General features: G+C 60.0%; 13 protein-coding genes and 3 pseudogenes. 10 read left to right on the top strand and 6 right to left on the bottom strand.

The window, feature by feature from the left end; genetic code table 11:
* Window position 1: 1 nt before the first annotated feature.
* A pseudogene (locus AC5ZGW_RS20645) lies at window positions 2–387 on the bottom strand (hypothetical protein).
* A 338-nt stretch (window positions 388–725) separates the two neighbouring features.
* Here AC5ZGW_RS20645 and AC5ZGW_RS20650 point away from each other — a divergent pair.
* From AC5ZGW_RS20650 to AC5ZGW_RS20660, 3 genes are all read left to right on the top strand, one after another.
* Window positions 726–1,112: a nuclear transport factor 2 family protein gene (locus tag AC5ZGW_RS20650; RefSeq protein ID WP_130226509.1), complete on the top strand. Its 387-nt coding sequence runs from the start codon at window positions 726–728 to the stop codon at window positions 1,110–1,112.
* Between the two features lie 171 nt (window positions 1,113–1,283).
* Window positions 1,284–1,697, top strand: coding sequence for a hypothetical protein (locus AC5ZGW_RS20655; RefSeq protein ID WP_130226508.1), 414 nt, complete (start codon window positions 1,284–1,286; stop codon window positions 1,695–1,697).
* Window positions 1,698–1,993: 296 nt separating this feature from the next.
* Window positions 1,994–2,326 carry a hypothetical protein gene (locus AC5ZGW_RS20660; RefSeq protein WP_130226507.1) on the top strand — a complete coding sequence of 111 codons (333 nt, stop codon included), beginning with the start codon at window positions 1,994–1,996 and terminating at the stop codon, window positions 2,324–2,326.
* 176 nt (window positions 2,327–2,502) lie between these two features.
* Here AC5ZGW_RS20660 and AC5ZGW_RS20665 read toward each other — a convergent pair whose 3' ends face one another.
* The gene (locus AC5ZGW_RS20665; protein ID WP_130226506.1) at window positions 2,503–2,850 is read right to left on the bottom strand and encodes a hypothetical protein; all 348 of its coding nucleotides are present in this window, start codon (window positions 2,848–2,850) and stop codon (window positions 2,503–2,505) included.
* Between the two features lie 110 nt (window positions 2,851–2,960).
* On the opposite strand from AC5ZGW_RS20665, the pseudogene AC5ZGW_RS20670 reads away from it, so the two are divergent.
* The 5 genes and pseudogenes from AC5ZGW_RS20670 to AC5ZGW_RS20690 form a co-directional block, all read left to right on the top strand.
* Window positions 2,961–3,139, top strand: a pseudogene (locus AC5ZGW_RS20670) (SOS response-associated peptidase); the annotation flags it as partial.
* A gap of 665 nt (window positions 3,140–3,804) precedes the next feature.
* A pseudogene (locus tag AC5ZGW_RS20675) lies at window positions 3,805–4,167 on the top strand (hypothetical protein); the annotation flags it as partial.
* Window positions 4,160–4,834 (top strand): hypothetical protein, encoded by a 675-nt coding sequence (locus AC5ZGW_RS20680; RefSeq protein WP_130226504.1) that lies wholly within the window; start codon window positions 4,160–4,162, stop codon window positions 4,832–4,834. The pseudogene AC5ZGW_RS20675 and the gene AC5ZGW_RS20680, both read left to right, overlap by 8 nt.
* 2 nt (window positions 4,835–4,836) lie before the next feature.
* Window positions 4,837–5,217, top strand: coding sequence for a hypothetical protein (locus tag AC5ZGW_RS20685; protein ID WP_496113954.1), 381 nt, complete (start codon window positions 4,837–4,839; stop codon window positions 5,215–5,217).
* A gap of 29 nt (window positions 5,218–5,246) precedes the next feature.
* Window positions 5,247–5,528 carry a hypothetical protein gene (locus tag AC5ZGW_RS20690; RefSeq protein ID WP_130226503.1) on the top strand — a complete coding sequence of 94 codons (282 nt, stop codon included), beginning with the start codon at window positions 5,247–5,249 and terminating at the stop codon, window positions 5,526–5,528.
* 536 nt (window positions 5,529–6,064) lie between these two features.
* Here the strand turns inward: AC5ZGW_RS20690 and AC5ZGW_RS20695 are convergent.
* Window positions 6,065–6,310, bottom strand: a complete 246-nt coding sequence (locus AC5ZGW_RS20695; protein WP_130226502.1) for a hypothetical protein — start codon at window positions 6,308–6,310, stop codon at window positions 6,065–6,067.
* Between the two features lie 215 nt (window positions 6,311–6,525).
* Between AC5ZGW_RS20695 and AC5ZGW_RS20700 the strand changes: the two genes are divergently transcribed.
* Window positions 6,526–6,807 (top strand): hypothetical protein, encoded by a 282-nt coding sequence (locus AC5ZGW_RS20700; RefSeq protein ID WP_130226501.1) that lies wholly within the window; start codon window positions 6,526–6,528, stop codon window positions 6,805–6,807.
* Between the two features lie 1,084 nt (window positions 6,808–7,891).
* On the opposite strand, the gene AC5ZGW_RS20705 is transcribed toward AC5ZGW_RS20700, so the two are convergent.
* Genes AC5ZGW_RS20705 through AC5ZGW_RS20715 form a run of 3 tightly spaced genes read right to left on the bottom strand, consistent with a single transcriptional unit; the run spans window position 7,892 to window position 8,780 of the window.
* Window positions 7,892–8,176, bottom strand: coding sequence for a DUF1488 family protein (locus AC5ZGW_RS20705; protein ID WP_130226535.1), 285 nt, complete (start codon window positions 8,174–8,176; stop codon window positions 7,892–7,894).
* A gap of 45 nt (window positions 8,177–8,221) precedes the next feature.
* Complete coding sequence (locus AC5ZGW_RS20710; protein WP_130226499.1) at window positions 8,222–8,518, bottom strand: hypothetical protein; 297 nt, start codon at window positions 8,516–8,518, stop codon at window positions 8,222–8,224.
* Complete coding sequence (locus AC5ZGW_RS20715; protein ID WP_130226498.1) at window positions 8,511–8,780, bottom strand: hypothetical protein; 270 nt, start codon at window positions 8,778–8,780, stop codon at window positions 8,511–8,513. Before AC5ZGW_RS20715 ends, AC5ZGW_RS20710 begins: the two co-directional genes overlap by 8 nt.
* Between AC5ZGW_RS20715 and AC5ZGW_RS20720 the strand changes: the two genes are divergently transcribed.
* On the top strand, window positions 8,779–8,916 hold the full coding sequence (locus AC5ZGW_RS20720) for a hypothetical protein (protein ID WP_165435265.1): 138 nt from the start codon (window positions 8,779–8,781) through the stop codon (window positions 8,914–8,916). The genes AC5ZGW_RS20715 and AC5ZGW_RS20720 overlap by 2 nt on opposite strands.
* The last annotated feature ends 333 nt before the right edge of the window (window positions 8,917–9,249 follow it).

Raw genomic sequence — 9,249 nt, forward strand, 5'->3', positions numbered from 1 at the left:
GTTACCGATCTTCGTCGGGGTGCGTCCACTTGTAGGGCGTGATCCCCTGCGTCTCGGTCAGCTTGATCATGTGGACCGGCGGCGCGTAGCGGCCCTTCCGGCATGACCGGCATTTGAGCGAGGCCTCGAGCTTCCACAGCGGCGTGTCCCGCGGCCGCCGGACGGCGTCCAGCGGCAGGCTCGCCCGGGTCCCGCACCAGTGGCATTCGACCTCCAGCCAGCCGAGCCCGCCGTTGACGCACTGGCCGATCGTCGGGGACGGCTGGGCCGGCCCGCCGTAGCCCTCCATGCGCACGGACCAAGCTTCGGCCTCTGCACGGGGTCCGCCTCCTGGATGGCCTTCTGGGCGGCTTCCCGGGCGGCCTGGGCGCGTATGTCAGCGCCCATGATCCGGCCGCCCCAGATGACTTCCCGCTTCCTCCTCATGGCGGGCAATTACAGCCTCGCCCGCACCCCCCACGCAATCCGCTTAGTTCGGTCGCCGTGCGCTGGCTGGTTACCAGCCTTCGGTCCACCGCGCAATCCGGCGAACTTCCTAACCTCTCGCATGGAACGAAGCTGGTCTGCCGGCGTCAACTTCAATGCTTCCGGCCAACAGCCCCCAAAGCCCCCGGCCGGAGGAAAACCTCCAAGGTTGGCGGCCCCAGCTGTTCTGGGGCCGTTTTTTCTCGATGGCGACATACGTTCGGCATTGCGTACAGCACAAAGCATAGTGGGAGATCGAAATGGATGATCGAGCCGTGCGGGTGGCGTTGGAGCGACACTGGGATGCTTCGGACGCAAGCGATTTCACGGTAGAACATGAAATCTACCGCGAGGATGCCGTGCTTGATTACCCACAATCGGGCGAGCGAATCCGGGGCCGGCACAACATTCAAGAGAGCCGGCTCGTCCAGCCGAACAAGAAGCGCTTCTCGGTCCAGCGAATTGTCGGCGGCGGCGACCTGTGGGTCACTGAATTTGTACTCAGCTACGACGATGTGCCATCATACGCGGTTAGCATCATGGAATTTCGCGAAGGACTGGTGGCCAGGGAAACGCAATATTTCGCTGATCGGTTCGACCCTGCTCCCTCGCGTGCGCATCTTGTCGAGCGAACAGACTTGGGGTGAACGCGAGATCCCGTAGCGGCGCACTTCAGTCGTTCTGGGAACTCTGTGGATCTCGCCGTGCGCCAGCGGCGGTTGAGCATTTCGGGCGGCGGCAGCAGCAGCCGTGCCGACGCTGTCCACCGCAAGCGGTAGCGGCTTGCTGTTGCGCCGCCCGGGCGCGATGCTTGGGGCATGGGTACGAAGTCTCGAGAGAGCATTTACGGCGCCTCTGTACGCGCCTCAGCCGAGTGCGCAGCCGAAGCCCGCAGGCAGGCCGACAAGCTGGCCTGTGAAGCTTGGAATAAAAGGATGCTCGCCTTCCAGGGCCCTGCCCAGCCGTCCCCTACCCTCGGCGACGCCCTCAATGCTGGCTACACCTATCTTGAGGTGAAGTGCCTCGGCTGCGAGACGCACCAGACGGTCGCCCTCGACATCATCCGCCGGCGGAAGACGACGCCGATCCACGAGCTGGAGCGCTACATGCGCTGCAAGCTGTGCTCGGAGCAGCGCGGCTACCCCTACAAGCGCAGCCATCTGGTGGCGCTGCGGCCGAACAAGATTTCTGCTAGCGATCCGCCCTCAACATGGTGGCCGGGTGAGCGATAGTACGGCAGCTTCTTAAATTCCAAGGGAGTACGCTCCCGAAAAGGAGGCAACACATATGGAAGGATTACGGGAGGGGCTTTGAGCCGAGTACGCTAGCCGGCAGAATTCAAAGTGCTCTCGCAGGAGGGCTGCAGCGGCACCACGACCGCGAACGCAGCGGCAAAGTTCCAATAGCCGCCATTTCGGGCCGCCATTCCAACTTGCGAATTCGCACGGCCCCTGTACCTAAAGCCGCTATTCGAGCGTCGTCCGCTCATGTACAAGTTTGCAGCTTCTTCCTAGTTAAGGAGCTGTCCATGAAGGAATTATACGCTTGGCTTTCGGGCCAGCATCCAGGTCTCAAGACCTTCAAAGCCCTCCAGCTCAAACTTTCGCGGCTTGCCGCTGATCACCCCGAGCAACGGGCGATGTGCGCCCTACTTGATGGCATCGTCGGCAAGTATATCGAGGAATTCGACGAAGCGCCGCTGCCGTCGGCGGTTGCCGAGCGAGCCTATCGGCGGCTGCTTGGCTCCCTTGCCGAACTGGACGACTCGGCGGACCCGGCACGGCAGCTTGGCAGCCTGAACCGGCTCGCGGCGCTGGATCTGACCGATGAGTCGACAAACATTCCGTCCGTCGCACCATAGCGGATGATGTCGCCTATAGGGGTGTTCCCAGACTACGCCGCGCCGATTGTCCGCAGTGCCGGCGATGGATGCGCGCAAACAATGATGCGCTGGGGCATGCCGCCACCGCCGCACACGGGCGGCCGCCGGTCACCAACATCCTGGCGTGGATGGCTCAAATCGGAAAACCGATGCCGTCATTTGACCTTTTGTGCGTCCGAGCTATTGGCCGGTGCGGCGTCGAGTGACTGGCCTTTGCGATAAGCGGCCTTGTGATATTGATTGCCTTGCTTTGTGATCTTTGTTGTCCAGCCGGTGTTCCAGGTAATCAGCGCGGCATCACCCTCTTCCTTCCATGTACCGGTCATGCCCTCACCTCGCGTTGCTTTGGCTGCGCCGCCGCTCGATAGAGTAATCTCGAAGGGCTTCCCAGCCGTGTCCTTGACCTTCCACACGCCTTCGAAAGCGCTTGCCGCAAGGGCCGAAAGGCTCGTCAAGCCAATCAGGCAGCCCGCCGCTACCGTGATTATCAATTCTTTCCTCATTGTCGCTTCCTCCGAATACAAGGCCCCATGAGCCCACGGGACGCTTGTACCGCCCAAGGAGTTCCTGCGAAGCTGATGCGACATAGTGACCTGTGCCAGCGTACTCTCTCGCCCAGCTCGCGCCGATCCATCCGAAAGCGATGCCGATGATCCTGACCACCGATGAGGGGCGCGACGTCTGGATACGCGCGCCATGGGACGAGCCAAGGCGTTGCAGCGGCCGTTGCCGGACGATGTGCTCAGGATCGTCATGCGCGGAGCTGAGAAGGTGGATCGGATAGCTGCGTAATACCCGGAAAACTACGGGACCTCCCTCAAAAAGTGTAGAATGTCCTATCTACAGCTTGCGCGCCATCCGAGCCTCCGGTTGAATAGGAGTTATGCGGGCTGGGGCTATCATCGTACTTCTGGGCCTTACGGCTCTCGGAGCCTATGCCGTGGGCCGTCAGGACGCGGCTACGAGCAGGCCCTCTGCTGCCACTATCCCGGTCGCACAGTCCGAATTTGCGAAGCCTATGGGTTTGGCCGCCACGTCCGTTGACGCTCCGGCTGCCGCCACACCCACAAGGCCGACGACGCAGGCGACAAGCCCATCGGAGACGGGATCACCGGCGAAGTCCGCTCCGACCGCCAAACCTGCGCAGCCGGACACAAGAAAACTCGAGGCCGCGCTGACCGCCGCGGCCATCGCAGCGATCATCATAAAGGCCAGCCGAGACCAATACCACGCCACCGGAAGGCCTTGTGCCTGCCCGGATGACACGATGCGGAACGGTAGGTCGTGCGGTGGACGAAGCGCGTACTCGCGACCTGGCGGAGCGGCTCCGCTCTGTTATCCAAGCGACGTGACGGCTGAAATGATTGAGGCCTATAGACGGCGAACCGCATCACGTTGAGGAGGACAAATCCGGTTGGCGTACGAAGACGATGCTGGGAGCTTTGAGCAGGTGCTAAAAGGCACACAAGGAGGCCAATCGGCTTGCCTATGAGGCTTGGAGGCAGCGCATGCTGGCGTTTCAGGGCCCGGCGCAGGCTTCGCCAGCGCTCGGCGACGCGCTCAATACCGGCTATACATATCTCGAAGTGAAGTGCCTTGGCTGCGAGACGCATCAGACCGTTGCGCTCACCATCGTCCGGCGACCGAAGACAACGCCGATCGGCGAACTCGAACGGTACATGCGCTGGAAGTACTGCTCGCAGGTTCGCGGCTATCCATACAAGCGGAGCCATTTGGTGGCGTTACGTCCTCGAAAGATTTCAGCAAACGAACAGCCGTCAATGTGGTGGCCCTGGGGAGAGATGAAGCAAAATGGCTGACAACACTCACAAAGACGCAAGTTCGTCAGACGGGCTGGAGAAATTCTTTCGTGCAATTGAGCCGACGATCAGCGACGCCGAAACCCATCTTAGTGTCGCTCCCGGCACAATCGGCAATATCCGCGATGACAGTGACTTCCTCGCGATTGTCAAAATGCATGCGACGATCGAGCCTATGCTCAATGATGCGCTTGAACAATCTGTAACAAGGGCGCTGAAACACCCCAAGGTCGCTTTCCCCGGCGGAGATGCTTTGGCGGACTTCGTGCTTGGTGCAAATCTCGAGGCTAAGATAAGACTTGCGCTCAAGAGCGAGATCATAAGCGAAAGCAACGCAGGCTTTATCCGTGCGGTAGCGCGCGTAAGAAACTTCTATGCTCACAACGTCAGCAATATGCCAAAAACCATTTATGAGGCCGCTGACGAACTTGATAAGCAAGGCGATGGCTTGGCTATATTGCGCGAGTTGATGGCATCCACGTCAGCAACAAAGAAAAAGCTCACGTCGAGGCTGGCCTTTGTATATCTAAAGCCATTTATGTTTCTTCGATTTGCGGATTTGCTTGCCAACCTGATGCGCGGAATTCGGCCACCACCTGCTTTGTCAGATGTTATGAAAGGCATCCTCAATCAACGGATTGACGACGAAACGCAAGCCTCGCCGTAAGCATGTGCAATCTTTACAGCATCACCACCAACCAAGCCGCGATCATCAACCTGTTTCGGGTGATCAATCGCTACGTCGGCAACCTGCCGCCGATGCCGGGCGTCTTTCCGGATTATCCGGCGCCCGTGGTGCGCAACGGCGCGGACGGCCGCGAGCTGGTGCTGATGCGCTGGGGCATCCACCGCCGCCGCGAGCCGGCGGGGCCCCCAGATGCAGCAGGACGAAGCGACAGCGCGTTTAAAGGCGCCGAAAGAGAGCACGAGACGCGCGGATCGCGAATGCGCGACGACGTATCCGCCATGGGGTGCCCGAACAGTGTGCCGCTGCGAACGCGCCAGAATCGGTTCCAAATTGAGTCGCTAGACTCCAAGAGGGGGAGCTGAAACCATTCCTCAAACCTGAGGGTAGAACGATGCCCACTTACAAAGTCGCCTACCTGCATGAGCAGGGGCAGGACTTGATTATTTTCCCAGTGGAAAGCTCGTTCGGTAGCCAGCCGCAATCTGTTCAATCGCAAGAGTTGATCGCGATGGAGCGGCGGGCGCATGCAGCGGGGCTGCAGGGTTTCGCCGTCGTCGTTTGGGATGCTGGCGGTCGGATGGGCTTTATGGGACCGCCGCCATTGCACGACTTTCTTAGCTCGATCGATCTTCAGTTGGTGATGTCGAATTTAAACCGAGAGGTTTCCTGGTAGCCATTATCTTTCGGCCAGGGCGCGCAAGTTAACTTCCATCACAGCCGCATTCGTTGTTGATCTGCCGGCGCGCGCCGCCCGGCATCGGGCGGTTCACCGACGTCTCACTAGATAGGAACCAAATCGGTCCGTGATCGTCGAGTCTCGGCTTTCGGCCACAGCCCCCTTAGCCCCCGCCGGAAGAAAACCTGTCACCACCAGGTTGACGGCTCAGCTGCAACGCTGGGCCGTTTTTCTCAGGGATTGCAACACCCTCGCCCGCTCCGTTGGATGCGACCCGGGGGGCGTCCTTTAACCCCCAGCGCCTAAAGACGGAACTCGCGATGAAAAAGACGCTGCGCAGGCGGCGCTTCCAGACGGGACCGAAGGTTGTCCGTATAAGATGTTCGAATACGAATTGCTCACGAAATGGGATAGGGCGCTGATCGCGGCGGTCACTACGCTTCTCGCGCTCATCTTGGCCGCGGGGGTCTATTGGCTCGTTACTTAGCAAGGAACGCGGGCTTGGCGGCCGAATGTGCCGACTGAGGCGGCCCTTACATCCTCAGCTTGTGCACTTCGCCAGGCGTGAGGTGTAGGTTTTGGAGCTCTTTCAACTGCTGGCGGGTTAGGTGTCGAGTCGCAAGCTCCGCTGTCCAGCCTTCTGGAACCGCTGTCAGAACCAGGGTAAGCGCTTGGCTCGGTTTAGCCGCAGCGACCCAAAGTTGCTTGGTCGGGCGGGTCACCGCATCATCGGCCGTTACTTCAACAATTGTAAATTCGGTGCCGAATGACTCAGCCATGAACATCCTAATGCCATGGCGGTTGCTTGGTTCAAAAGTCAAATTAGGATGCTGAAAAAATCAACTTAAGGATGGAGCCAGCCAAATCTAGCGCGACTCCCACACTTCGTGGTCCTCTACGACGGTTGGAGTCCACCTCACTATCCATCGGTCAATACCCATTTCGCGGTTGCGTGCCAAAATGGTATTCAGGGGCCCTCCAGGGAGGTGACGCGATGGACAAGTTCAAGATCAAGATCGCGCGCATCGAGATGGTTTCGCCCACCGAACGAGGTGAGGACGTTCGCTTGGCGTTTCAGTTCGAGAGCGGTCAGATCCGTTTTTCATTGCCAGTCTTTGTGAACTCCCGCGAATTTGACGACACCGAGGTCGTCGAAGTTGCGCGAAGCAAACTGTATGACATCTTTAGGCAGCTCTGCGGGCAGTGCAAGGGCTGGCGGTTATCGGATGACGAGCGTCGAAAGCTCGCAAGGATCAACACGCGGCCAGCCTCGTAGGCTCGGGGGTCGAAATGCCCGAAGGCTGCTATAGACCACTGGAATGTTGACGGTCAGGAGCGCATAGAGGCTGTATGGCCAAATTTCCCTCAATGCGGCGTATGCTTGACGTGAGGCTGATCGCTCTTCTCCCGCAGAAGTGGGAGTGGCAGGTCTGGGACGACGACATGCTTCTGATGAGCGGCCAGGAGACTTCGCGGGAAACGGCTCAGATCGAAGGGAATAGCGCCCTGTTTTACTTGCTTCGATGTCCGATGTGACCATTCGAAGCGCCTGATGCGAATTATGTCGACTCCCCGATGGAAAAGCTGTCCAATCGCTCGCATCACCGCCCGGCTCATGGCTTCTATCGGTGACGAGACCGCCAATTGCGCTCCCGCCCAATCGAACAGGGAGCACCGCCATGCTAAATCGGCGACGTTTCAAGTCCTCCTCATCAACCTTCGAATTTCGCTTAGCGCAAGAGGCAATCAACTTGCGTAAACAGGCTGACGGCATGCCGCCCAGCATCCGTCGTGACGAGCTTTTGCGAAAGGCAGTCCAGATAGATGCAGCCACCGAAGTCAATAAGTGGCTGACGTCGCCAGGAATGCGTGCCCCGACATAAATTCGCAGTGCTCAAGCCCCGGAGAGAAGCCGCAGGATCAGCCCCATGACGATAGGTGGCAGCCAGCGCAGTAGACCTTCTAACGGGTCAACGCCCGGCCCAGCGCTTCGTGTACGCGCTGCCGGAAATTCAGCCAAGGGGAATTGACATGATATCGAACAGGAGATCTCTCAGTTCCTACAACCACAAACTCGAATACGCTTTGCTTGTTGTGGTGCTGGTTGCGATGGCTCTATGGCTCGCCGTCTGATCCAATGCCGATGCAGCGCGGCCACCCGTGAAATTTCCCGGCCGGCGGAGCGCCGCCGCGGATAATGTGCGACAGCCGCCCGCCGGAAGGCGCATTCGGCTGATGGATAATGAACGCATTTCCACCTGTCGGCTCGCGCCCGAGGAACCACGCGTCTCCGTTCGGACTGCGATATAGTTCCCCTCTTTTGGGGCCCCACTCCGAGCGCTTGTCTCCCGGGAAAGCTGCTATCGCTCTTTCCGGAAATCGATGCTGCGCAGGATGATCCCGGGCGGCGTACCCTCGAACTCGGTCGCCTGATATTTGCCGGCGGCGCAGGTTTCGATGCGCTCCCGCAACCGCATGAATTGCGCCTCGCGCTGGCCCGCGCTCGCGCGCACTACACCCTCCAACTCATCCATGGCTGAAGTTGAAATCGCGCAGGGGACCTCCCTTTGGCCGTCGAGCATCGAGAACAGGACGACCATCCTGTCGTATTCGTAAGCGATGAAGCGACCGTACGTGAGCGTCATGTCAGCCACTCCTTCATAAGTCCCGGCCGTGCCGCGGTACCCGACTCAGCGCTGCTCGGTGAGCCGCGCAAAATCCTCAAGCACGGCTGCGACGAGATCGCGATGCCTTGAGTCTTCCGGCGGCAGGCCCGCGGCGTACAGCTTGAGCACATAGCGCGCCTTGGCGGCTGCCTCCGGCCATGACGCGGCGGGAGCCGACAACAGGTGGTCTTCCACCGCGGCTCGGTGCTCGCGCAGCTCCTGCGCATGGGTCTCGACCTCCGTCAGCGCACGACGAATGTCGGTCGCCTTCTGCGCCGCCATGCCGCGGTGGCTGTCGAGATCAAACGGCTCGTCAGCCATCGGAAGCACTCGCGTCCACGCGTTGCGCGTCGGCGAGATCGACAGAGCCGATCGAGACCACCTCCATCGCCAAGCCGCGCGAGCCCTCCACCGGCAACTTGATCATAGTAGCGACGCGGCGGAACGCCTCGAACGATAGCCCTTCGATCGTCTCCTCGTCGGTGAGGACTTCATAGGTGCCGGCGGGCAACAGGCGATCAATCCCCCTTATCCGGAACGGTTGCTTAAAGGTGACGACTTCGCGTCGGGAACGGATGGTCATGCGCGCCTACCTTTCGCAATACTTTGGCGCCGGCCTCAAAAGCAGCATGCGCCCTTCAAACCGCAATAGCCATCGCTTTGTTGCCGCACGCGACGAGAAGGCACCACGCCCGTTCCTGCGCGCTCTTGCCACCTGAGGGGACGTGATTTGGCACTGGCGTCGCATGGGCGACGTAGCCGGAGGACCGCGACGCCAAATGCTCGAAACCGACCTATCCTTCGCAGCCACGGCCGAAGCATTGGCGAAATCCGCTGACTACCGCGTCCTTCGGCGCCTGGTCCCTCGAGAGATTTTCACTCCGTCAATCGGTCAAAGCACGAAGACCGTCATCCTTATCGACGTAGATCGGCACGCTGATCGATGACTGATCGCACGCGGCCGCCCGTCGTCCGTCGACGACGGAAGATCAGGCCCACTTATCTTCTTCGCGGCGGGCTTCGTCCTCATTGAGGCGCTCGGCCACGTCATC

The sequence above is a fragment of the Bradyrhizobium sp. Crot121 genome (genome assembly GCF_059512385.1).

Coding starts and splice junctions, on each gene's coding strand:
- AC5ZGW_RS20650 (WP_130226509.1), top strand. CDS start 726: ATGGATGATCGAGCCGTGCGGGTGGCGTTGGAGCGACACTGGGATGCT.
- AC5ZGW_RS20655 (WP_130226508.1), top strand. CDS start 1,284: ATGGGTACGAAGTCTCGAGAGAGCATTTACGGCGCCTCTGTACGCGCC.
- AC5ZGW_RS20660 (WP_130226507.1), top strand. CDS start 1,994: ATGAAGGAATTATACGCTTGGCTTTCGGGCCAGCATCCAGGTCTCAAG.
- AC5ZGW_RS20665 (WP_130226506.1), bottom strand. CDS start 2,850: ATGAGGAAAGAATTGATAATCACGGTAGCGGCGGGCTGCCTGATTGGC.
- AC5ZGW_RS20680 (WP_130226504.1), top strand. CDS start 4,160: ATGGCTGACAACACTCACAAAGACGCAAGTTCGTCAGACGGGCTGGAG.
- AC5ZGW_RS20685 (WP_496113954.1), top strand. CDS start 4,837: ATGTGCAATCTTTACAGCATCACCACCAACCAAGCCGCGATCATCAAC.
- AC5ZGW_RS20690 (WP_130226503.1), top strand. CDS start 5,247: ATGCCCACTTACAAAGTCGCCTACCTGCATGAGCAGGGGCAGGACTTG.
- AC5ZGW_RS20695 (WP_130226502.1), bottom strand. CDS start 6,310: ATGGCTGAGTCATTCGGCACCGAATTTACAATTGTTGAAGTAACGGCC.
- AC5ZGW_RS20700 (WP_130226501.1), top strand. CDS start 6,526: ATGGACAAGTTCAAGATCAAGATCGCGCGCATCGAGATGGTTTCGCCC.
- AC5ZGW_RS20705 (WP_130226535.1), bottom strand. CDS start 8,176: ATGACGCTCACGTACGGTCGCTTCATCGCTTACGAATACGACAGGATG.
- AC5ZGW_RS20710 (WP_130226499.1), bottom strand. CDS start 8,518: ATGGCTGACGAGCCGTTTGATCTCGACAGCCACCGCGGCATGGCGGCG.
- AC5ZGW_RS20720 (WP_165435265.1), top strand. CDS start 8,779: ATGCGCGCCTACCTTTCGCAATACTTTGGCGCCGGCCTCAAAAGCAGC.
- AC5ZGW_RS20715 (WP_130226498.1), bottom strand. CDS start 8,780: ATGACCATCCGTTCCCGACGCGAAGTCGTCACCTTTAAGCAACCGTTC.